Source organism: Sediminihabitans luteus, from assembly GCF_002797595.1.
GTDB classification, from domain to species: Bacteria; Actinomycetota; Actinomycetes; order Actinomycetales; family Cellulomonadaceae; genus Paraoerskovia; species Paraoerskovia lutea.
This window is the reverse complement of record NZ_PGFE01000006.1, coordinates 132,527-155,445: the sequence shown is the minus strand read 5'-3', so window position 1 is coordinate 155,445 and position 22,919 is coordinate 132,527. Positions and strand designations below refer to the sequence as shown.

The 22,919-nt window shown below is 73.1% G+C and carries 19 protein-coding genes; 1 reads left to right on the top strand and 18 read right to left on the bottom strand.

What is annotated here, in order from left to right; all coding sequences use genetic code 11:
* Window positions 1-245 precede the first annotated feature (245 nt).
* Window positions 246-1,628, top strand: coding sequence for a carbohydrate-binding protein (locus CLV28_RS14470; protein WP_100424035.1), 1,383 nt, complete (start codon window positions 246-248; stop codon window positions 1,626-1,628).
* Window positions 1,629-1,698: 70 nt separating this feature from the next.
* Here the strand turns inward: CLV28_RS14470 and dnaE are convergent, their stop codons facing one another.
* The 18 genes from dnaE to CLV28_RS14380 all read right to left on the bottom strand — a co-directional run bounded on the left by dnaE (window position 1,699) and on the right by CLV28_RS14380 (window position 22,866).
* Window positions 1,699-5,244: a DNA polymerase III subunit alpha gene (gene dnaE, locus CLV28_RS14465; RefSeq protein WP_100424034.1), complete on the bottom strand. Its 3,546-nt coding sequence runs from the start codon at window positions 5,242-5,244 to the stop codon at window positions 1,699-1,701.
* A 95-nt stretch (window positions 5,245-5,339) separates the two neighbouring features.
* Window positions 5,340-5,846 carry a GNAT family N-acetyltransferase gene (locus CLV28_RS14460; protein WP_239073255.1) on the bottom strand — a complete coding sequence of 169 codons (507 nt, stop codon included), beginning with the start codon at window positions 5,844-5,846 and terminating at the stop codon, window positions 5,340-5,342.
* Window positions 5,843-6,772 (bottom strand): RluA family pseudouridine synthase, encoded by a 930-nt coding sequence (locus CLV28_RS14455; RefSeq protein ID WP_100424033.1) that lies wholly within the window; start codon window positions 6,770-6,772, stop codon window positions 5,843-5,845. The genes CLV28_RS14460 and CLV28_RS14455 overlap by 4 nt, the downstream gene beginning before the upstream one ends.
* Window positions 6,772-7,437: a signal peptidase II gene (locus CLV28_RS14450; protein WP_100424032.1), complete on the bottom strand. Its 666-nt coding sequence runs from the start codon at window positions 7,435-7,437 to the stop codon at window positions 6,772-6,774. Before CLV28_RS14450 ends, CLV28_RS14455 begins: the two co-directional genes overlap by 1 nt.
* A gap of 63 nt (window positions 7,438-7,500) precedes the next feature.
* Window positions 7,501-7,962: a TraR/DksA family transcriptional regulator gene (locus tag CLV28_RS14445; protein WP_100424031.1), complete on the bottom strand. Its 462-nt coding sequence runs from the start codon at window positions 7,960-7,962 to the stop codon at window positions 7,501-7,503.
* A gap of 123 nt (window positions 7,963-8,085) precedes the next feature.
* Window positions 8,086-8,736 carry a DivIVA domain-containing protein gene (locus tag CLV28_RS14440; protein WP_100424030.1) on the bottom strand — a complete coding sequence of 217 codons (651 nt, stop codon included), beginning with the start codon at window positions 8,734-8,736 and terminating at the stop codon, window positions 8,086-8,088.
* Window positions 8,737-8,903: 167 nt separating this feature from the next.
* Complete coding sequence (locus CLV28_RS14435) at window positions 8,904-9,194, bottom strand: YggT family protein (RefSeq protein ID WP_100424029.1); 291 nt, start codon at window positions 9,192-9,194, stop codon at window positions 8,904-8,906.
* 46 nt (window positions 9,195-9,240) lie between these two features.
* Complete coding sequence (locus CLV28_RS14430) at window positions 9,241-9,720, bottom strand: cell division protein SepF (RefSeq protein ID WP_100424028.1); 480 nt, start codon at window positions 9,718-9,720, stop codon at window positions 9,241-9,243.
* Window positions 9,721-9,909: 189 nt separating this feature from the next.
* Window positions 9,910-10,716 carry a peptidoglycan editing factor PgeF gene (gene pgeF, locus CLV28_RS14425; protein WP_239073254.1) on the bottom strand — a complete coding sequence of 269 codons (807 nt, stop codon included), beginning with the start codon at window positions 10,714-10,716 and terminating at the stop codon, window positions 9,910-9,912.
* A gap of 5 nt (window positions 10,717-10,721) precedes the next feature.
* Entirely contained in the window at window positions 10,722-11,975 is a 1,254-nt protein-coding gene (ftsZ, locus tag CLV28_RS14420) for a cell division protein FtsZ (protein WP_100424027.1), read from the bottom strand.
* 163 nt (window positions 11,976-12,138) lie between these two features.
* The gene (locus CLV28_RS14415; RefSeq protein WP_157802663.1) at window positions 12,139-13,011 is read right to left on the bottom strand and encodes a cell division protein FtsQ/DivIB; all 873 of its coding nucleotides are present in this window, start codon (window positions 13,009-13,011) and stop codon (window positions 12,139-12,141) included.
* A 329-nt stretch (window positions 13,012-13,340) separates the two neighbouring features.
* Entirely contained in the window at window positions 13,341-14,777 is a 1,437-nt protein-coding gene (gene murC, locus CLV28_RS14410; protein WP_100424025.1) for a UDP-N-acetylmuramate--L-alanine ligase, read from the bottom strand.
* Window positions 14,774-16,012, bottom strand: coding sequence for an undecaprenyldiphospho-muramoylpentapeptide beta-N-acetylglucosaminyltransferase (gene murG / locus CLV28_RS14405; RefSeq protein ID WP_100424024.1), 1,239 nt, complete (start codon window positions 16,010-16,012; stop codon window positions 14,774-14,776). Before murG ends, murC begins: the two co-directional genes overlap by 4 nt.
* 7 nt (window positions 16,013-16,019) lie before the next feature.
* Window positions 16,020-17,300 (bottom strand): putative lipid II flippase FtsW, encoded by a 1,281-nt coding sequence (gene ftsW / locus CLV28_RS14400; protein ID WP_239073253.1) that lies wholly within the window; start codon window positions 17,298-17,300, stop codon window positions 16,020-16,022.
* Between the two features lie 4 nt (window positions 17,301-17,304).
* Complete coding sequence (gene murD / locus CLV28_RS14395) at window positions 17,305-18,771, bottom strand: UDP-N-acetylmuramoyl-L-alanine--D-glutamate ligase (protein ID WP_170062684.1); 1,467 nt, start codon at window positions 18,769-18,771, stop codon at window positions 17,305-17,307.
* Window positions 18,771-19,853, bottom strand: coding sequence for a phospho-N-acetylmuramoyl-pentapeptide-transferase (gene mraY, locus CLV28_RS14390; RefSeq protein WP_100424022.1), 1,083 nt, complete (start codon window positions 19,851-19,853; stop codon window positions 18,771-18,773). Before mraY ends, murD begins: the two co-directional genes overlap by 1 nt.
* Window positions 19,850-21,262, bottom strand: coding sequence for a UDP-N-acetylmuramoyl-tripeptide--D-alanyl-D-alanine ligase (locus CLV28_RS14385; protein ID WP_100424021.1), 1,413 nt, complete (start codon window positions 21,260-21,262; stop codon window positions 19,850-19,852). Before CLV28_RS14385 ends, mraY begins: the two co-directional genes overlap by 4 nt.
* On the bottom strand, window positions 21,259-22,866 hold the full coding sequence (locus CLV28_RS14380; protein WP_100424020.1) for a UDP-N-acetylmuramoyl-L-alanyl-D-glutamate--2,6-diaminopimelate ligase: 1,608 nt from the start codon (window positions 22,864-22,866) through the stop codon (window positions 21,259-21,261). Before CLV28_RS14380 ends, CLV28_RS14385 begins: the two co-directional genes overlap by 4 nt.
* Window positions 22,867-22,919 lie beyond the last annotated feature (53 nt).

The window sequence follows — 22,919 nt, the reverse complement described above, 5'->3', positions numbered from 1 at the left end:
GTGCGAGCCTACGGGACCGCCCGTCCCCTGCTCGCTCCGCGCCGACGACGGGCGCCTACGGGTCGTCGTACGGGACCGCCGCACGGGTGGTACGGGGAATCACGTCAATGCGCCCCGGAGCCTGACGACCCGCCCACGCCCGCTGCTACGTTCCGAGACGAGGCCCGCCGTTCGACGGGCCGCCGAGCGCCGTCGGACGACCGTCGGCGTCCTGCGCCACTCCTTCGACGATGCGGGATGGTCCCATGAAGCTCAAGCTCCACTCGTCCGTGCTCGGCCTGGCGCTGATCGGGACGGTCCTGACGACCGGCCTGACCGCGACGCAGGCCTCCGTCGCGCCGCCCGCCGCGGCAGCCACCTGTACCGCGCCCGGCTGGGCCGAGGGCCAGACCTACCCGGCCGGTACCCAGGTCACCTACTCGGGCCGCACCTACACCTCGCTCGTGACCCACACCGCGTACGTGGGCGCCGGATGGACCCCGTCCTCGACCCCGTCGCTGTGGCGCGACGGCGGGGCCTGCACGGGCCCCACGCCCACCCCCACCGTGACGCCCACCGTCACCCCGACGGTCACGCCGACGGTGACCCCCACGGTCACGCCGACGCCCACCGTCACGCCGACGGTGACCCCGACCGTGACACCGACGCCCACGGTCACGCCGACGGACCCGGCCGGCTGCGGCCTGCGCGGCAAGCCCGCCGGCAAGGTCGTCCAGGGGTACTGGGAGAACTGGGACGGCGCGAGCAACGGCGTCCACCCGGGCCTCGGCTGGATCCCGATCACCGACGCGCGCATCGCCCAGCACGGCTACAACGTCGTCAACCTCGCGTTCCCCGTGATCCGCTCCGACGGCACGGTCCTGTGGGAGAACGGCATGGACAGCGGCGTCAAGGTGCCGACCCCCGCCGAGATGTGCGCGGCCAAGGCGCAGGGCACGACGCTGCTGATGTCGATCGGCGGCGCGACCGCGGGCATCGACCTGAGCTCGGCGCAGGTCGCCGACCGGTTCGTCGCCACCATCGTCCCGATCCTCAAGGCCAACCACTTCGACGGCATCGACATCGACATCGAGACGGGCCTCACGGGCAGCGGCAACATCAACCAGCTCTCGGCGTCGCAGGCCAACCTGATCCGGATCATCGACGGCGTGCTCGCGCAGATGCCCGCCGGGTTCGGCCTGACCATGGCGCCCGAGACCGCCTACGTGACCGGCGGCAGCGTGGTGTACGGCTCGATCTGGGGCTCCTACCTGCCGATCATCAAGAAGTACGCCGACAACGGCCGCCTGTGGTGGCTCAACATGCAGTACTACAACGGCAGCATGTACGGCTGCTCGGGCGACTCGTACGCCGCCGGGACCGTCCAGGGCTTCCAGAAGCAGACGGACTGCCTCGCGAACGGCCTCGTGATCCAGGGCACGACCATCACGGTGCCCTACGACAAGCAGGTACCGGGGCTGCCCGCGCAGGTCGGCGCCGGCGGCGGCTACATGTCGCCGTCCCTGGTGAGCCAGGCGTACGGCAGCTACAACGGCAAGCTCAAGGGCCTCATGACCTGGTCGATCAACTGGGACGGCTCCAAGGGCTGGACCTTCGGCGACAACGTCAAGGCCCTCCAGGGTCGCTGACGCGCACCGCCTCCGGCTCGGGCCGGGTCACCCACGGGTGGCCCGGCCCGAGCCGTGCGGTCGACGGGGCTCAGCCGAGGCAGCTCGGCCCGAGCAGGGCCTTGAGGTCGCCGAACAGCGCGGGCGACTTCTCGACGCGCAGCGCGGGCTCGAGCTGGACGACCGTGGTGCGTCCCGGCTGCTGCAGCCGCAGCTGGACGTCGGTCACCCCGGGGTGCGTCGACAGGATCTCGCGCAGGCGCTCGACGAGGGGCTGCGTGCAGCGCGACGCCGCGAGCGTGACCGAGACCGGCGTCTCCGCGACGTTCGAGACGTCGGGCAGCGAGACCTCCATGGCCTGCAGCTGCATGGTGTCGTCGCGGCGCCGCACCCGGCCGCGCAGCACGACCACCTGGTCCTCGGCGAGGATCGTCGAGTAGGCGAGGTACGTCTCGCCGAAGAACATGACCTCGACCGCGCCCTCGAGGTCCTCGATCGTCACGGCCGCCCACGGGTTGCCGTTCTTGCTCATCTTGCGCTGGAGCGAGGTCACGAGACCCGCGATGGTCACGGTCGAGCCGTCCTGCCGGTCCTCGTCCGCCATGAGCGTCGCGACCGAGGTGTCCGCCGCACGGCTCAGCACGTGCTCGAGGCCCGAGAGCGGGTGGTCCGAGACGTACAGCCCGAGCATCTCGCGCTCGAACGCGAGCCGCTGCTTCTTGTCCCAGTCCGGGATCTGGGGCACGTCGACGCTGAAGGTCATCGCGTCGTCCGCCTCCGCGCCGAGGTCGGCGAACAGGTCGAACTGGCCCTCGGCCTCCTTGCGCTTGACGCCGATCACCGAGTCGACGGCTTGCTCGTGCACCACGAGCAGCGCGCGGCGCGGGTGGCCCAGCGAGTCGAACGCCCCGGCCTTGATCAGCGACTCGATCGTGCGCTTGTTGCACACGACGGCCGGCACCTTGTCGAGGAAGTCGGTGAACGACGTGAACGCGCCCTTGGCCTCGCGCGTCGCGACGATCGCGTCGACCACGTTCGCGCCGACGTTGCGCACCGCCGTCAGGCCGAACCGGATGTCGCTGCCGACGGCCGTGAAGTTCGCGGCCGAGGAGTTGACGTCGGGCGGCAGCACCGTGATGTGCATGCGCCGGCACTCGTTGAGGTAGAGCGCCGACTTGTCCTTGTCGTCGCGCACGCTCGTGAGCAGGCCCGCCATGTACTCGGTCGGGTAGTTCGCCTTGAGGTACGCCGTCCAGTACGAGACGAGCCCGTACCCCGCCGAGTGCGCCTTGTTGAACGCGTAGCCCGCGAACGGGACCAGCACGTCCCACACCGCCTGGATCGCGGCGTCGGAGTAGCCGCGCTCGCGCATGCCCGCCTGGAAGGGGATGAACTCCTTGTCGAGGATCTCCTTCTTCTTCTTGCCCATCGCGCGACGCAGGAGGTCCGCCTGGCCGAGCGAGTACCCGGCGAGGATCTGCGCGGCACGCTGGACCTGCTCCTGGTAGACGATCAGGCCGTGCGTCTCGTCGAGGATCACCGACAGCGGCTCGGCGAGCTCGGGGTGGATCGGCGTGACCTCCTGCAGACCGTTCTTGCGCAGCGCGTAGTTGGTGTGCGAGTTCATGCCCATCGGGCCCGGGCGGTACAGCGCGATGACGGCCGAGACGTCCTCGAAGTTGTCGGGGCGCATCTGGCGCAGCAGGGCGCGCATCGGCCCGCCGTCGAGCTGGAACACGCCGAGGGTGTCGCCGCGCGACAGGAGCGCGTACGTCGCCGGGTCGTCGAGCGTGAGCGTCTCGATCTCGACCGGGTCCTTGCCGTTCATCACGATGTTCTCGAGCGCGTCGTCGAGGATCGTGAGGTTGCGCAGGCCGAGGAAGTCCATCTTGATCAGGCCGAGGCCCTCGCAGGTCGGGTAGTCGAACTGCGTGATGACCGCGCCGTCCTGCGGACGCCGCATGATCGGGATGATGTCGATCAGGGGGTGGCTCGACATGATGACGCCGGCCGCGTGCACGCCCCACTGCCGCTTGAGGCCCTCGATGCCGCGGGCGAGCTCGACGACGCGCTGGGCCTCGGGGTCGGCCTGGTGCACCGCGCGGAACTCGCCCGCCTCGGCGTAGCGCGGGTCCTTCTCGTCGAAGATCCCGCCGAGGGAGATGTCCTTGCCCATGACCGCGGGCGGCATCGCCTTGGTGAGCTTCTCCCCCATCGCGAACGGGAAGCCGAGCAGGCGCGAGGAGTCCTTGAGGGCCTGCTTGGCCTTGATCGTGCCGTAGGTGACGATCTGCGCGACGCGGTCGTCGCCGTACTTCTCGGTCACGTACCGGATGACCTCGGAGCGCCGACGCTCGTCGAAGTCGACGTCGACGTCGGGCATCGACACGCGCTCGGGGTTGAGGAACCGCTCGAAGATCAGGCCGTGCTCGAGCGGGTCGAGCTCGGTGATGCCCATGAGGTACGACGCCATCGAGCCCGCTGCCGAGCCACGGCCCGGCCCGACGCGGATGCCCTGCGCCTTGGCCCAGTTGATGAAGTCGGCGACCACGAGGAAGTACCCCGGGAAGCCCATCTGGATGATGACCTCGGTCTCGTAGTCCGCCTGCTTGCGCACCTCGGGCGAGTAGCCGTTCGGGTAGCGGCGCCGCAGCCCGTTCTCGATCTCCTTGACGAACCAGCTCGTCTCGTCCTCCCCGGGCGGGCACGGGAAGTTCGGCATGTAGTTCGCCTTGGTGTTGAACGACACCTCGCACTGCTCGGCGATGAGCAGCGTGTTGTCGCACGCCTCGGGGAGCTCGGCCCAGGTGCGGCGCATCTCGGCCGCCGACTTGACGTAGTAGCCGTCGCCGTCGAACTTGAAACGGTCCGGGTCGGCGAGCGTCGAGCCCGAGTTGATGCACAGCAGCGCCTCCTGCGAGGCGGCGTCCTCGCGCGTCACGTAGTGCAGGTCGTTCGTCGCCACGAGCGGCGCGCCGACGGTCTCCGAGAGCCGCAGGAGGTCCTTGATCACGCGCGTCTCGATGTCGAGCCCGTGGTCCATGAGCTCGATGTAGAAGTTCTCCTTGCCGAAGACGTCCTGCAGCTCGCCCGCGACCCGCACGGCCTCGTCCCACTGGCCGAGGCGCAGCCGCGTCTGGATCTCGCCCGACGGGCAGCCGCTCGAGGCGATCATGCCCTCGGAGTACGTCTCGAGCAGGTCCCGGTCCATGCGGGGCCACTTGCCCATCTGCCCCTCGAGCGAGGCCAGCGAGCTCGCCCGGAAGAGGTTCTGCAGGCCCGTGTTGTTGCGGGCCCACATCGTCATGTGCGTGTACGCGCCGCGGGCCGAGACGTCGTCCGACTCCTGGCCCTTGTCCCCGAAGCGCACGCGCGTCTGGTCGTGCCGGCTCGTGCCGGGCGTGATGTACGCCTCGACGCCGATGATCGGCTTGATGTTCGCCGCGGTGGCCTTCGACCAGAACTCGAACGCACCGAACACGTAGCCGTGGTCGGTCGTCCCGATGGCCTTCTGCCCCAGCCGCGACGTCTCCGCGAACAGGTCGCCCAGGCGTGCTGCGCCGTCGAGCATCGAGTACTCGGTGTGCACGTGCAGGTGGACGAAGTCGTCCGTGGAGGAGGAGGTCGCTGACGGCATGCGTCGAGTCTAGGTGGCGGCGCCGACACGTCCGGCGCGCCACGCTCGTGCACAATCTCACGACCCCGCGGCCCCCCGGCGCAGGCCCGGAACGGTCAGCGCTCGAGCACCTTGACCGCGTCGCGGTGGTCGATGTCGGCGTCGAGGTAGACCGGCCCGAAGACCTCGTACCCCTGCCGCTCGTAGAAGCCCGCGGCCTGCACCTGGGCGCTGAGCAGGACCCGCACCCGGTGCGCGCCGGCGACGTCCACCGCGTGCTCGTCGAGCGCGATCCGCTCGAGCGCGGCCATGACCACCGCACCGACGCCGAGCCCGCGCGCGGAGCGCGCGACCGCGACCCGACCGACGTGGACCTCGCCCGGGTGCGCCGCGTCCGTGAGCAGCCGGCCCGTGCCGACGACGACGCCGCCCGCGTCCCGCACCAGCACGTGCGTGGTCGTGGGGTGGGTGTCGAGCGCGTCGACCTCCTCCTCGGCCGGGACGTCCTGCTCGTCGACGAACACCTCGAACCGCAACCCGTGCGCCTCGGCCAGCCCCGCGGCGTCGTGCACGCGCTCGACCGCCAGCGGACCGCCCGACGTCGCGCGCCCGGCCCCGCTCACACTTGGCTCCCGCGGACCACCTCGAGCGCGTGCGCCAGGTCGTCCGGGTACTCGCTCGTCACCTCGACGCGCGCCCCCGTGACCGGGTGGTCGAACGCGAGCCGCATCGCGTGCAGCCACTGCCGGGTCAGGCCGGTGCGCTGCGCGAGCTTCGGGTCGGCACCGTAGGTGAGGTCGCCCACGAGCGGGTGCCGCAGCGCCGAGAAGTGCACGCGGATCTGGTGCGTGCGCCCCGTCTCGAGGTGCACCTCGACGAGCGAGGCCGCCGGAAGCATCTCGAGCACCTCGTAGTGCGTGACGGACGGCTTGCCGTCGGCCGTGACGGCGAACTTCCAGTCCGAGCTCGGGTGTCGGCCGATGGGTGCGTCGATCGTGCCCGTCGTCGGCTCGGGGTGCCCCTGCGCGAGCGCGTGGTAGACCTTCTCGACCGTGCGCTCCTTGAACGCCCGCTTGAGCCCGGTGTACGCGAGCTCGCTCTTGGCGACGGCCATGAGACCCGACGTGCCCACGTCGAGCCGGTGCACGATCCCCTGCCGCTCCGCGGCCCCCGACGTCGAGATCCGGTAGCCCGCGGCCGACAGCGCACCCACGACGGTCGGCCCGGTCCACCCGGGCGACCCGTGCGCGGCGACGCCCACGGGCTTCATGACGACGACCACGTCGTCGTCCTCGTACGCGATCGTCATGCCGGGCACGGGCTCGGGCGGCGCGACCGGTGCGGTCTGCGGCTCCTGCAGGTCGACCTCGAGCCACGAGCCGGGCAGCACGCGGTCCGACTTGCCGACCGTGCGGCCGTCCATGAGCACGAGGCCCGCGACGGCGAGCTCGGCCGTGCGCGTGCGCGAGAGACCGAGCATCTTCGCGAGCGCGGCGTCGACCCGCTCGCCCGCGAGCCCGTCCGGGACCGGCAGCGTCCGGGCGGCCATCAGGCCCGCCCGCCCGCGTCGTCCGCGGACGCTGTGTCGTCCGCGCTCGCGTCGTCCGGCCGGGCGTCGGACGCCGCGACCCGGGGAGCGCCGTCGTCCGCGGTCGCGTCGCCGGTACGGGCTTCGTCGGACGACACGCGGCTGCCGTCGATCCCGATGCCGAGGATCGCGAGCAGCGCGATCATCACGGCCGCGGCGACGATCGCGACGTCCGCGACGTTGCCGATGAACACGCCGTAGTCGATGAAGTCCACGACGTGGCCGCGTCCGAACCCGGGCTCGTTCGTCAGGCGGTCGATGAGGTTGCCGATCGCGCCGCCGAGCAGGAGCCCGAAGGCGATCGCCCACCCGCGCGAGCCGATGCGCGAGGTCATGCGGACCACGACGACGACCACGGCGACCACGACGATCGTCAGGATCCAGGTCATGCCGTTGCCGATGCCGAGCGCGGCACCCGGGTTGAAGACGAGGTCCAGGCCCAGGAGGTCGCCGATCACGGGGATGCGGTCGCGGTCCGCGAGCGCGTCCTCGGCCCACACCTTCGTGAGCTGGTCGAGGACGATCACCAGGACCGCGAGGACCGCGGTCCAGACGATCAGGGCGCGGCGGGGTCCGGCCCCACGGGTCGTCGAGGGGCTTCGGTCGTCAGGCGCAGGCGTGGGCACAGCGGCAAGTCTCCCACGACCCCGCGTAGGATCGGCACCCCGGCCGGGGGCCGCACGGCGACGTCAGCGACGCTCCTCGCGCTGCTTCGCCTCGACCGAGAGGATCGCGCGCGGGTACGCCTGCAGGCGCGCCTTGCCGATGGGCAGGCCCGTGGCCTCGCACGTCGCGTAGGTGCCGGTGCGGATGCGCTCGAGCGCGCGGTTCGTCTGCTCGAGCAGGTCCCGCACGTTGTTGACGAACGTGAGGTTCTGCTCGCGCTCGAGCGCGCTCGCCCCCGAGTCGGCCTGGTCGTCGCCCGAGCCCTCGCCCGAGTGGCGCAGGAGGTCGGTCAGCTCGGCGTCCGCGTCGGCAAGCTCGGACTCGAGCCGTGAGCGGTCCTCGAGCAGCTCGGACGCGAGCTCCTCGACCTCGCGCACCGTCCACGGCTCCTCCCCGTCACGCACCGGGAACTTCTTGACGTCACGTGCGAGGTTCGGAAACTGCTGCTTGACGGCCGAGCGGGCCGCGGTGCTGAGCTTGGTCATGGAGCCTCCTGGTCCGAGTGACGCGAGAGTAGACGCGACGGCCGGTGCGCACAACACACCACGCCGTGGTGTGTCGCGCGCACCGGCCGTCGAGTGGTGACGCGCTGCCGCGAGGGCGAAGGATCAGATGCCGGGAGGAAGGTCCCCGGACCGGCTGCCGGCCGACACGTTGCCGCGCGGCGGGAGCGCGCTGCCCCGGTTGTCGAGGTCGCCCAGCAGGTTCTGCAGGTAGCTCTTGAGACGCGTGCGGTAGTCGCGCTCGAACAGCCGCAGCTCGTCGATCTTGCGCTCGAGGAGCGAACGCTCCTGCTCGAGCTGCGACAGCGTGCGGTGCGAGGTCTCCTCGGCCTCGGAGACGATGCGCGAGCCCTCCTCCTTGGCCTCGTTGATGAGGCGGTCGCTCTCCTCCTGGCCCGAGCGCACGTAGTCGTCGTGCAGCTTCTGGGCCATCTGGAGCATGCCCGTCGCGGACGCCGGCTCGGCCGGGCTCGACTGGCTCATCGCCTGCGTCATCGACGGCGCGGGCTCGACGGCCTTCGGCTCTGGCTTCTCGACCGGCGAGTCGGCGGCCGCACCGGCCCGGCTCAGCTCGGCGACACGACGCTCGGCAGCGGCGAGCTTCGACTTGAGGTCGTCGTTCTCCTCCTGCACCGCCGTGATGGTCAGGCCGACCTCGTCCAGGAAGTCGTCGACCTCCTCGATGTCGTACCCCTCGCGGAACTTCGTCGCGGAGAACTTCTTCTTCAGGATGTCTTCGGCAGTCAGCAGTGCCATCGTGTCACCTCAATGCGGTTGCGCTGTCGGTCAGGAAGATCTGGCGATCACCACGGACCAAACTAGCGGAGATTCGTCGTGGGGGCGTCGGGACGACGTCCGATGGGGCCTGCGTCACTCCGGGGCGACGTGGCGGGGCGCACACCGCGGTCCGGGGCCAGGTCCGTTCACCGTGCGATGTTCAGCGCGATGTTCGACCCGAACGAGACGACGATGAACAGGATCAGGAACGCGAGGTCGATCGCCACCCCGCCGATCCGCAGCGGCGGGACGATCTTGCGGATCGCGCGCAGCGGCGGGTCGGTCACGGTGTACAGGAGCTCGGCGAGGACGAGCATCACGCCGGTCGGTCGCCACTGGCGCGCGAACTGCTGCACCAGGTCGAGCACGAGCCGGCCGAGCAGGACGATCCAGTAGGCCCAGAGCAGCACGCCCACGAGCTGGAAGAAGAGGGTCACGGGTCAACTCTGCCAGATCGGGAGCGCGTGCAGGTGCGTGCGGCCGTCAGCTCTGGTTGTAGAACGCACCCTGGCCCTTCGGCGGTGCGGCCTTCTCCTCGCCCGTGACCTCGACGTGCTCGGGCGAGAGCAGGAACACCTTGTTGGTGACCCGCTCGAGCGCGCCGTGCAGACCGAAGATGAGGCCCGCGGAGAAGTCGACGAGCCGCTTCGCGTCGGCGTCGTCCATGTCCGAGAGGTTCATGATCACGGGCGTCCCGCCCCGGAACGCCTCGCCGATGATGCGCGCGTCGTTGTAGGACCGCGGGTGCACGGTCGTGATCCGTCGCAGGTCGGCACCGAGCCCGTGGGCGGTCCGCTCCTGCGTCGTCACCGCGCGGTGCAACGGCGTCACCTCCGCGGGGAAGTCGTGGGACACGTCCGTCTCCGTCTCGTCGTAGTCGTCGACGTACTCGTCGTCGCGGTTCTCGCCCTGGTCATCAGCGAGACCCAGGTACAACATGGCCTTGCGCATCGAACCTGCCATCGCCTGACTCCATCCTGGTCACGAGCCGTGATCTGGTCACGAACCGAACGTCCCGATGCGTCGACGCTAACCCAGGGCCCTGCGCGATCCCGGGCACGACACGCCCGGCGCGCCGGACGCGCGACGAAGGCCCCGGGCACGTGGCCCCGGCCGGAGGGGCACGGGCAGGCGGGTCCGGACGGGGCGCCGTCAGCCCGCGGGTCGCGGGCCGGGGATCGCGACCAGCCCGGCGAACCGGCCCGTGGTCGCACCCTGCTCGGTCGCCCTGCGGTGTGAGAAGAACCGCTCGTCGGTCCTCGTGCACGCACGCACGTGCGTGACCGACACGACACCGGCGGCCCGGAGCTCGGCCTCGACCCCGGCCCGCAGGTCGAGAGAGGGCGTGCCCCAGGCGGTCGTCGCGCGGGTCGCGGGCAGCACCGCGGCGACCTCGTCGCGCAACGCGGCCGGCACCTCGTAGCACCTCTCGCACACGCAGGGACCCACCGCGGCACGTAGCCGCGCCGGGCTCGCGCCCTGCGCCGCGAGCGTCTCGACGACCCGCGCGACCACCCCGTCCGTGAGACCGCGACGCCCGGCGTGCGCGACGCCGACGACGCCCGCGACCGGGTCCGCGAGGAGCACGGGCACGCAGTCCGCGACGAGCACGCCCAGCCCGACACCCGCCCCCGCGACCATCGCGTCGCACTCGGGCTCCGCGCCCGCGGCCGGGTCGGCGGCAGGCACCGCCCCAGGCGAAGCGCCGTCGCGCTGCCCGACGAGCTCGACCCGGGTGCCGTGCACCTGGCGCGCGAACCGGACCTCGGCACCGACCCACGAGGACGCCCGCTCACGATTGCGCGCGACGTCCTCGGGATCGTCCCCCGTGCCGAGGCCCAGGTCGAGCGAGTCCCACGGCGCGCGCGACACCCCGCCGTCACGCGTGCTGAAACCGGCGCGCACGCCGACACCGAGGTCGACGTCGATCACGACAGCGCGCCCCGACGGTGCGCCCACGCCGCCTATTTGAGGAAGTCGGGGACGTCGAGGTCCTCGTACCGGTTGCTCGGCTCCTCGCCGAAGATCCGGGGCACCTCGACGGCGGGCGCGGGCGCCGGGGCCTCGTTCGTCTCGGCGACCGCGAGGGCCGGGACCGGGCGCGGCTGCGTCGGGTTGAGCGAGGCGGGCACGTCGTCCGCGTCCGACGCGATGGGCGTGAGCGTGCGCGGCAGCGCGTGCGCGCCCGTCGTCGTCGGCACGGCCGGGATCGACGTCGTCTTCGGGGCGGCGACCTGACCCAGCGCACGGCCGTCCTTGCGGACCTGCGGCGTACCGCCGTCGAAGCCCGCGGCGATGACGGTCACGCGGACCTCGTCGCCCAGGGCGTCGTCGATGACGGCGCCGAAGATGATGTTCGCCTCGGGGTGCGCGGCCTCGTGCACGAGCCGTGCGGCCTCGTTGATCTCGAACAGGCCGAGGTCGGAGCCGCCCTGGATCGACAGGAGCACGCCGTGCGCGCCGTCGATGCTGGCCTCGAGCAGCGGCGAGGAGATCGCGCCCTCGGCGGCCTGCACCGACCGGTCGTCACCCCGGGCCGAGCCGATGCCCATGAGCGCCGAGCCCGCACCCTGCATGACGGACTTGACGTCCGCGAAGTCGAGGTTGATCAGACCCGGCGTCGTGATGAGGTCGGTGATGCCCTGGACGCCGGAGAGCAGGACCTGGTCGGCCGAGTGGAACGCGTCGAGCGCCGAGACCGACTGGTCCGACATCGACAGCAGGCGGTCGTTCGGGATGACGATGAGCGTGTCGACCTCGTTGCGGAGCGCCTCGATGCCCTGGTCGGCCTGGTTGGAGCGGCGACGTCCCTCGAACGTGAAGGGACGCGTCACGACGCCGACGGTGAGCGCGCCGAGCGAGCGGGCGATCCGTGCGACGACGGGTGCGCCACCCGTCCCGGTGCCGCCGCCCTCGCCCGCGGTGACGAAGACCATGTCGGCGCCCCGCAGGACGTCCTCGATCTCCTCCTGGTGGTCCTCGGCGGCCTTCTTGCCCACCTCCGGGTCCGCGCCGGCGCCGAGCCCGCGCGTGAGCTCGCGCCCGACGTCGAGCTTGACGTCGGCGTCCGACATCAGCAGGGCCTGGGCGTCGGTGTTGATCGCGATGAACTCGACGCCCTTGAGGCCGACCTCGATCATGCGGTTCACGGCGTTCACGCCGCCACCGCCGATACCGACCACCTTGATGACTGCCAGGTAGTTCTGCGGAGTTGCCACGTCGATGCCTCTCGATCTCGTCGACCTGCTGAACCTTCACCCTCAACTAGAGGGTTATAGTTATGTCAGGTTCTGTCGGGTTCGACGGTAGGTGCCGCGATCCGAACGATCAACGACCCCGCCCGCGTGTCGCGCCACGCGTCCTGAGAACGCCCCGACGTCGTCAGCCGTCGGACGGCGCGAGCGTGCCCCGGGTGATCGGCATCCGGGGCGCCGAGACGTCGTACGTCGCCGCGCCCGCGCTCTCGGGCGCCGCCATCAGGAGCTCGAGCACCCGGACCTTGAGCGCGACGTCGTCCGCGCCGCCCCACTCCACGACCGTCCCGTCGTCGAGCGTCACCATGACGTCGTCCTGCGTCTCCGCGCCCACGTGCCGCACGCGCTCGCGCAGTGCCTCGGGCATCGCGTTGAGGACGACGAGCGCGGAGTTGAGCGTGCGACGACCACCCCCCGACGACTCCTCGCGCACCTCCGCGAGCGGCAGGTCGATCTGCGGGAGGCCCGCCGGTGCGCGCTTCACGCTCGCGACCTCGACGCCGTCCGCGTCCAGGAGGGCGAACCCGCCGTCGTCCGGCACCGCGGCCGCGGGCGTGCGCGGCGTCACCTCGACCCGCAGCCCGCGCGGCCACTCGCGCGACACCTCGACGTCGCCGACCCCCCGAAGCGCGAGCACCTGCTCGCGCAGGTCGCCCGTCGCGACCCGCGGCAGAGGCACCCCCGCGGCCGACGACACGACGGCGTCGACCTGCTCGGCGTCGACGTACTCCCCCACCCCGACGACCTCGACCTGGTCGGGGTCGAGCGCCAGGACGTCGGAGAAGAACGCGACCCACACGAGGCCGCCCAGCGCCGCGAGCGACACGATCCACACCAGGGCACGCGTCCACGCCCGCCGACGGCGCATGGCGCGCTTCTCGGCGAGCCGCTCCTGCACGCCGTGCGAGACGACCGGACGCTCGGCGGTCGCCGCGCCCTGCCGCCCGCCCGCACCCTCGGTCACCGACTCCCGGCGCGCCCGCGCGGCTGCGAGGTCCACCGTGCCCGTCGTCGTGCCCACCGCCGTGCCCACCGCCGTGCCCACCGGGGTCGTGACGGGCCCGGTCTCCGCGCGCGTCGGGGCCGTCCGCCGTCCACCGGCGGGCGCCGCAGGCGCCGGGCGCCGTCGGGGCGTCGAGGGAGAAGCGCCCTGCGTCCCCTCGGCGTCCGCGCGGCCGCGCTTCGTCCGTGCAGGATCCTTGGGTGCAGCGTCCTTGCGTGCAGGATCCTTGCGTGGATCCTCCGACCGCGCGCCCGACGCGCCGACGCCACCCGACCCCTTCCCCGTCGGGGGGCGGGCCGGGGGGCGCGGACGCGCGGGCGGGCGCATCAGCCGGCCTCGCGCGCCGTCAGCAGGTCGAGCGCGAACGCACCCAGCTCGGTCACGTCGCCCGCACCCACGGTCAGCAGGAGGTCCCCCGGGGCGCAGGCGGCGACCGCGCGCTCGGTCGCGGCGCGGCGCTCCTCGACGGCGACCGCCCGTGCGGGGTCCATGTGCTGCACGATCGTCGACGCGTCCGTCACGCCATCCGGCTCCTCGCGCGCCCCGTAGATCCCGGCGACCACGACCTGGTCCGCGAGACCGAGCGCCGTCGCGAACTCCTGCGCGAAGATCCGCGTGCGCGAGTACAGGTGCGGCTGGAAGAGCACGACGACGCGACCGCCGGCCGCGACCTCGCGGGCGCCCGCGAGCAGGGCCGCGACCTCGGTCGGGTGGTGCGCGTAGTCGTCGACGACGCGCACGCCCGCGGCGTCGCCCCGGAGCTCGAACCGGCGTCCGGTCCCCCGGAACGCCGTGACCGCGCGCGCGGCGTCCGCGAGGTCGACCCCGAGCGCCGTCGCCGCTCCGACCGCCGCGGTCGCGTTGAGCACGTTGTGGGCTCCCGGGGCCGCGACCTCAAGCGGGACGCGCGTCCCGTCGTCGCCCGTGAGGACCGCACGCATGGCGCCGCCCGCGGCCTCGACGTCCGACACCACGAGGCCCGGGCCCGCGTCGTCCACCTGCGTGCCGTAGGTCAGGACGGTGCCGCCGGCCGCGCGGTGCGCGAGCGCGAGCGCGCGCGACCCGGGGTCGTCCCAGCACGCGACGAGCGTGCCGCCGGGACGGATGCGGGCCGCGAAGTCGACGAACGCCTGCTCGAACGCGGCGCGCGACCCGTAGTGGTCGAGGTGGTCGGGCTCGACGTTGGTCACGACCGCGACGGTCGGCGCGTAGTTGAGGAACGAGCCGTCCGACTCGTCCGCCTCCGCGACGAGGACGTCCCCGGCGCCGAGGCGCCCTCCGGCGACGGGCCCCTCCGGGGTCATGACCGTGCCGCCCACCGCGAACGAGGGGTCCATCCCCAGCGCGCCGAGCAGGGTCGCGATCATCGCCGACGTCGTGGTCTTGCCGTGGGCCCCGGCGACCGCGACCGCGCGCACGCCCTCCATGAGCCAGGCGAGGGCCTCGGAACGGTGCAGCACCCGCAGGCCCGCGGCACGCGCGGCGACCAGCTCGGGGTTGTCGGCGCGCACCGCGCTCGAGACCACGAGGACGTCCGCGCCGGCCACGTGCGCCGCGTCGTGCCCCACCCAGGTACGCACGCCCGCGGACGCCAGGTCGTCGAGCGTGGGCGACCGTCGCGCGTCCGAGCCCTGCACGTCGACGCCGCGCGCGGCGAGCAGCCGTGCGACGACCGACATGCCGGCGCCCCCGACGCCCACGAGGTGGACCGTCCCGAGCTCGCGCGGATCCCGCCGCCCGGTCGCCACGTGCTCGGTCGTCATCGCACGACCGCCCGCGCCACGAGGTCCGCGACCCGCGCGGCGCCGTCCCGGATGCCCGCCGCCGTGGCGGCGCGCGACATCTCGCCGAGCCGGGACGCGTCGGCCAGCAGCGCAACGATCTCGCGCTCGACCCAGGCCGTGGTCAGCTCGGCGTCGTCCACCAGGATCCCGCCGCCGGCCTCCACGAGCGGCGTCGCGTTGAGGCGCTGCTCGCCGTTGCCGATCGGCAGCGGGACGTAGACCCCGGGGATGCCGAGCGCGGCGAGCTCGCACACCGAGCCCGCGCCCGAGCGGCAGACCACGAGGTCGGCGACCGCGTAGGCGAGGTGCATCTCGGCGAGGTACTCGCGCACCGCGTACCGGGACGCCGCCGCCGGGCGCTGCGCGAGCGCCGCGTCGACGGCCTCGCGCACCGCGGCGTCCTTGCCCCGGCCGGTCAGGTGCAGCACCTGGACGCCCGCGTCGACGAGGGCGCCCGCCGCGCCCGAGACGGCGGTGTTGAGGCTGAGCGCCCCGAGCGACCCGCCCGTGACGAGCAATGTCGGGAGCGCGGGGTCGAGCCCCAGGGCCTCGGCGGCACGTACCCGCTCGCCCGCGGCGTCCGAGGCCCGTGCCGCGACGAGCGACGCGACCTCGTGGCGCAGCGGCAGCCCGGTCACGACGCCGTCGCGCAGCCCCGTGCCGGGGAACGTCAGCGCGACCGACGACGCCCACCGGGCGCCCACCCGGTTCGCGAGGCCGGGACGTGCGTTGCCCTCGTGGACCACGATCGGCACCCGCCGACGTCGTGCCGCGACATAGGCCGGGGTCGAGACGTACCCCCCGAAGCCGACGACCGCGCGGGCCCCGGACTCGTCGATCGCGGCGCCCGCCGCGCGCACCGCGGCCGCGAAGCGGCCGGGCAGACGGAACCAGTCGAGGCTCGGACGTCGCGGCATCGGCACCCGCGGCAGCGTCACGAGCGGGTAGCCGCGGCGGGGGACGAGGTCCGCCTCGAGGCCCTGCGCGGTGCCCAGCACCGTCACCACGACCCCGGCGTCACGCGCGCGCAGCTCGTCCGCGACGGCGAGCAGTGGGTTGACGTGGCCCGCGGTCCCGCCGCCCGCGAGGACGACCGAGCCGACCCGTGCGGCCGCCGGCGTCGGCGTCCCCTCGGCCGACCGTGCCTGCGCGTCCGACCCTGATGTGCTTCCCACGACTCTCCTGCGCTCCTCGAACTCGGTGGTGTGCGTCATGCCGAGGTCACGCCCGTGACCTGCGGCTGCGCCGCAACGGTACCCGCCTCACGGCACCCGACATGACCGAGAACGACCGGCGGGCGACGCTGGGGCGCGCGGCGAGCGCCTCGGCGGCTCCCGGCTCGGAGCGTGCGAACGAGATCACGACGCCGAGCGCGGCCATGGCGGCCACGAGCGCCGACCCTCCCGACGACATGAGCGGCAGCGGGACGCCGATCACGGGGAGCAGCCCGATCACGACACCGATGTTGATGAACGCCTGCCCGACGATCCAGCACGCGATCCCCGCGGTCGCGATCTGGACGAACGGGTCGAGGTGGTTGCGCACGATCCGCAGCATCGCGACACCGAGCACGGTGTAGAGCCCGAGCACGACGAGCGTGCCGAGCAGCCCCAGCTCCTCGCCGGTCACCGAGAAGATGTAGTCGTTGTCCGCGGCCGGCAGGTAGCGCCACTTCTCGCGGCTCGCCCCGAGCCCGACACCCGTCCACCCGCCCGTCGCCAGGCCGTACATGCCGTGCAGCGACTGGTAGCAGTCGTTCAGCGTGTCGACGCAGGGCCCGTAGGTGTCGCGGATGCGGCCCACGCGGTCGCCGCTCGCCTGGCCGAGCACGGCGACGGCCACGACGGCCACGGCACCCGCCCCCGCGACGGCGAAGATCCGCCAGTCCGTGCCCGCAACCCAGTAGGCGCCCGCGACGATCAGCAGCAGCACGAGGGCCGTGCCGAGGTCCTTGCCCGCCAGGACGAGCCCGACAGCGAGGCCGACGCCGATCACGCCCGGCACGAGCACGTGCCGGAGCTGGCCGAGCAACCGCTGCTTGCGACCCAGCACGAGGCCGAGCCAGAGCGCGAGCCCGAGCTTGACGAACTCCGACGGCTGGCCGCGGACCGGGCCGAGCTTGATCCAGGCGCGGTTGCCGCCCTCCGCGTCGAGGCCGAAGCCGGGCAGGAACACCAGGCACGCCAGCAGGAGCGACCCGACGAACACGGGCCACGCGGCCCGACGGTAGAACGACACGGGGAGCCGGCTCGCGACGATGACGACGACGAGCCCCGCGATCGCGTAGACGAGCTGCGGGAGGAACTTCTTGTACGCGTTGCCGCTGTCGTGGATCGAGTCGACCGACGACGCCGAGAGCACCATGACGAGGCCCAGGATCACGAGGATCGTGGTCGCCCCCACGAGGAGGTAGTAGCTCGTGACCGCGCTGTTCCAGTCGCCGAGCCAGCCGCGCCGGCGGGCGGGGGCCCTCGAGCCCCGTGCCTCGGTCACCTGGGCCACGCGTTCACCTCCGAGCGTCGTGCCCGCCGTCCTGCCCGGCGCCGAGGGCGCGCACCTCGCGCACGAACGACTCACCGCGCTCGGCGTACGAGCGGAACTGGTCCATCGACGCGCTCGCGGGTGCCAGGAGGACCGTGTCGCCCGGCCGTGCCAGGTCCCGGGCCGCCGCCACCGCGCGCCGCATCACGGTCCCAGTGTCACCGGGGTCGACCCGCACGACGCGGACCTCGGGCGCGTGTCGCGCGAGCGCCCCCGTGACGGGCGTCTCGTCGACGCCGATCACGACGGCCGCGCGCAGCGCACCGCCGCGGGCGCGCACGAGGTCGTCGTACGTCGCGCCCTTGGCGAGCCCGCCGGCGAGCCACACGACCGTGCCCGTCCCGAAGGCACCCAGCGAGGCGGCGGCGGCGTGCGGGTTGGTCGCCTTGGAGTCGTCGACGTACGTCACGCCGTCGAGCGTCGCGACGTGCTCGATCCGGTGCGCCCCCGTGCGGAACGCGCGCAACCCGTCCCGCACCGCGACCGCGGACACGCCCGCCGCACGCGCGAGGGCCGCCGCCGCGAGGGCGTCGGCGAGCACGTGCGCGGGGACGTGCCCGTCCGGGCCGGCGAGGTGCGCGAGGTCGCCCAGGGTCGCGAGCTCCGCGGCCGAGGCGTGCCGGTCACGGTCGTCCTGCGCGGCGTGGAAGGCGCGGTCGACGAGCACGTCCTCGACCACGCCAAGCCCGCCGCGACCCGGCACGCCGAGCGAGAACGGGACCGCCCGAGCGCCCTCGACGACGTCGGCCGCGGCGACGAGCGCCTCGATGCGTTCGTCGTGGGCCGGGTAGACGCACGCGACCTGCGCGCGCTCGAAGATCCTGCCCTTGGCCGCGGCGTACGCGTCCATCGACCCGTGCCAGTCGAGGTGGTCCGCGGCGACGTTGAGCACGGCGCCCGCGACGAGCGAGACGGTGTGCGTGAAGTGCAGCTGGAAGCTCGAGAGCTCGACGGCGAGCACGTCGAGGCCCGGGTCGAGCGCCGCCTCGACCACGGGCGTGCCGACGTTGCCGACCGCGAGCACCCGACGACCGTCGGCCGCCAGGATCGCGGCGAGCATCTCGACCGTCGTGGTCTTGCCGTTCGTCCCCGTGACCGCGACCCAGGGTGCCGGCCCGCCGCCCGCGGCACGGTCGACGCGCAGCCGCCACGCGAGCTCGACCTCGCTCCACACGGGCACCCCGCGCGCCACGGCCTCCGCGAGCAGCGGGCTCGTGGGCGGCCAGCCGGGGCTCGCCACGACGAGGTCGACCGCCCCCAGGTCGACGTCGGCGGTGTCGGCGACGTCCGCGTCGGGCGCCGACCGGTCGACGGTCACGAGCGACGCGACGCGCGGTCGCAGCGCGGCGGCCGCGGCCCGTCCCGAGACGCCGTACCCGGCCACGACCACGCGGGCCGTGTCGAGACGGACGTCGCCCGCGGCGTCCGCCACTAGCCGACCACCCACTCGGCGTAGAACAGCCCCGTGCCGACCGCCGCGAACATGCCCGCGATGAGCCAGAAGCGGATCACGATCGTGACCTCGCCCCAGCCCGAGAGCTCGAAGTGGTGGTGCAGCGGCGCCATCTTGAACACGCGCCGGCCCGTCATCTTGAAGAACCCGATCTGGATGACGTCGGACATCACGATGATCACGAACAGGCCGCCGACGATCGCGGCGAGTATCTCGGTGCGCGACAGGATCGAGATGCCGGCGAGCGCGCCGCCGAGCGCGAGCGACCCCGTGTCGCCCATGAAGATCTTCGCGGGGCTCGCGTTCCACCAGAGGAACCCGACGCACGCGCCCGCGATGGCCGCGGCCACGATCGCGAGGTCCTGCGGGTCGCGCACCTCGTAGCAGCGCGGTCCCGCGCTGCTCAGGCGCTGGCACCACTGGTTGAGCTGCCACAGGTTGATGAGCACGTAGCCGCCGAAGACCATGAGCGAGACGCCCGTCGCGAGCCCGTCGAGGCCGTCGGTCAGGTTGACCGCGTTGGACCACGCCGTGATGAGGAAGTTCGCCCACACCACGAACAGCACGAGCCCTATGGTCGCGCCCGCGAAGGCCAGGTCGAGGTTGGTGTCGCGCAGGAACGAGATGCGCGTCGAGGCGGGTGTACGGAAGTTCTCGTTCGGGAACTGCAGCGCGAGCACCGCGAACGTGATGCCCACGACGCCCTGGCCGATGATCTTGCCGCGGGCCGACAGCCCGAGGCTGCGCTGCTTGCGGATCTTGGTGAAGTCGTCGAGGAACCCGACCACGCCGAGACCCGTCATGAGGAACAGCACCAGCACCGCGCTCACGCTCGGCACGCGCTGCGTCACGATCGCCGAGGCGATCCACCCGACGAGGGTCGCGCCGATGATGACGACGCCGCCCATGGTGGGCGTTCCGCGCTTGGTGAAGTGCGCGGTCGGTCCGTCCTGGCGGACGAACTGTCCGTAGTTGCGGTGCACGAGGAACCGGATGAACAGGGGCGTGCCGAGCAGCGCGACGAGCAGGCCCACGGCCGCGGCGACGAGGATCGCGATCATGCGCCGGCCCCCGCCCCGACGAGCTCGTCGCCGAGCCGCCACAGGCCCGAGCCGTTCGAGGCCTTGACCAGGACGACGTCGCCCGCGCGCAGCTCGTCGCGCAGGAGCGCGGAGGCGGTCTCGACGTCGGGCACGAAGACGACCTCGTCACCCCAGGAGCCCTCCTGCTGGGCGCCCTCGTGCACGTGGTAGGCGCCCTCGCCGACGACGACGAGCAGCTTGACGTTGAGCCGGACGGCGAGCCGACCGAGCGCGTCGTGCTCGACGCGCGAGTCGTCACCGAGCTCGCGCATCTCGCCCAGGACCGCGACCGAGCGCCGGTCCCGGCCCGCCATCACGGCGAGCGAGCGCAGCGCGGCGCGCATCGAGTCCGGGTTCGCGTTGTAGGAGTCGTCGATCACGGTCACGCCGTCGGGGCGCTCGACCACGTGCATGCGGTGCGGGCTGGCCGCGCCGACGCCGTCGAGCCGCGCCACGACGTCCTCGAAGCTCACGCCCACCTGGAGCGCGACCGACGCCGCCGCGAGCGCGTTCGTCACGTGGTGCTCGCCCACGAGGCCCAGCGTGAGCGGCGCGCGCCGCTCGGTGCCGTCGGCCTCACGCAGGCGCAGCGTCATCGACGCGTGGCCCTCGCGGCCGGTCGCGACGTCCTCGGCACGCACGTCGGCGGCCGGGATCGTCCCGTACGTCACGACGGGGCCGTCGGTGAGGTCGCGCATCGCCACGACGCGCAGGTCGTCGGCGTTGAGCACCGCGGTGCCCCCGGGCACGAGGCCCGAGACGATCTCGCCCTTGGCCTGCGCGACGCCCTCGATCCCGCCGAACTCGCCGAGGTGGGCGTGACCCACCACGAGCACCGCCGCGACGTCGGGCGGGGCGATCTGCGTCAGGTAGGTCAGGTGACCGATCCCGCTCGCGCCCATCTCGAGCACGAGGTACCGCGTCGCGGCGTCCGCGCGCAGCACCGTGAGCGGCAGGCCGATCTCGTTGTTGAACGACCCGGCGGGCACGACCGTCGGCCCCTCGGGGCGCAGGAGCGCGCCCAGGAGGTCCTTGGTGGTCGTCTTGCCGACCGAGCCGGTGACGGCGACCACGCGCAGGTCGCCCGCCGCCCGGAGCGCGGCCAGCACGTGGGCGGCGAGGCGCCCGAGGGCGTCCTGGACGTCGGCGACGACGACGCACGGCACGTCGAGCTCGCGCTCGGCGAGCACGAGCGCCGCGCCCGCGGCGACCGCCTGGGCCGCGTACTCGTGCCCGTCGACGTGCTCGCCGGCGATCGCGACGAACAGGCCGCCGGCGACGACCTCGCGGGAGTCGATCACGACCGAACCGGTCACCCGGACCTCCGGGCCGGCGACGAGCCGACCTCCGGTCGCTGCGGCGACCTGCGCCGCAGACAGCTCGATCATGCGTGGTGCTCCTTCTCGTCGTCCCTGAGGCGCAGCGCTGCGCGCGCCTCCACCCTGTCGTCCAGCGGCAGGTCGACGCCGTCGACCTCCTGGAACACCTCGTGCCCGCGCCCGGCGACGAGCACGGTGTCGTCCTCGCCGGCGTCGAGGACCGCCCGGCGGATCGCGTCCGCACGCGGTGCGACCTCGACGACCTCGACCACCGACGCCGGGTCGGCGTCGCGCGCCGCGCGCGCGCCCGCGACGACCTCGGCGCGCACGGCCGCGGCGTCCTCGCCGTGCGGGTCGTCGTCCGTCACGACGACGACGTCGGCACCGCGGACGGCGACCGCTCCCATGAGGGGCCGCTTGCCCACGTCACGCTCGCCCGTCGCGCCGAACACGACGACCAGGCGTCCCGCGGTGGTCGGTCGCAGCGCGCCCAGCGCGAGCTCGAGCGCGTCGGGGTTGTGCGCGAAGTCGACCACGGTGCGCGGGCGCGTGCCCACGAGCTCCATGCGTCCGGGGACGGCCGGCGACACGCCGTCCGCCGCCTCGAGCGCCTCGGCCAGGTCGCGCACGTCCGTGCCCGCCTCGAGCACCATCGTCAGCGCGAGCGCCGCGTTCGCGACGTTGAAGGCTCCCGGCAGGTCCGTCGAGGTGCGCAGGGCGCGACCGTCGCGGTGCCGCAGCGTGAAGCGCGTGCCCGTCGGGCCCGCGTCGACGTCTGTCACGGACCAGTCGACGTCGTCCGCGCCGCCGTCGGCCGCCCCGTCGCCGTCAGGACCGGGGACCGTCCGCAACGACGCGACCGGGACCTGCGCGGCCGCGAGCATCCGCTCGCCCCACGCGTCGTCGACGACGACGACGCCTCGGCGTGCGTGCGCGGGCGTGAAGAGCTGAGCCTTGGCCTCGAAGTAGCTCTGCAGGTCGCCGTGGAAGTCGAGGTGGTCCTGGCTCAGGTTGGAGAAGCCCGCGACGTCGAACACCACGCCGTCGACGCGGTGCAGCGCGAGCGCGTGCGACGACACCTCCATCGCGAGGGTGCGCACCTCGTCCTCGCGCATCGCGGCGAGCATGGCCTGCAGGTCGGCCGCCTCGGGCGTCGTCAGGCGGCTCGGGAGCACGCGGTCGCCCGAGCGCATCTCGATCGTGCCCACGAGACCGCCGCGGAACCCCATCGCGCGCAGCACGTGGTCGATCATGTAGGTCGTCGTGGTCTTGCCGTTCGTGCCGGTGACCGCGAACGTCGTCAGGTCGTTCGCCGGGCGGCCGTAGACCCAGGCGGCCACGTGCCCCAGCACCGCGCGCGGGTCGTCGCACACGAGCACCGGGACCCCCAGCGGGCCCTCGAGCAGGTCCGCACCCTCGGCGTCGGTCAGCACCGCGCTCGCGCCGCGCCCGACCGCGTCGGGCGCGAACCGGGCTCCGTGCACCCGCTCGCCGGGGAGTGCGACGAACAGGTCGCCCGCGTCGACCACACGGTTGTCGGAGGACACCGACCGCACGGTCGCCCCGAGGTCGACGGGCTCGGCCCGGACCTCGAGGTCGAACTGGGCGACCAGGTCACGGACCGGTCGCCCGGACGTCGTGGTCGGTCGGATGCGCTCGATCGGGGAACTCACGTGCCAAAACCTACCTTGTGCCCACGCGCTCGCAGGACGCCGCACGGGCGTCG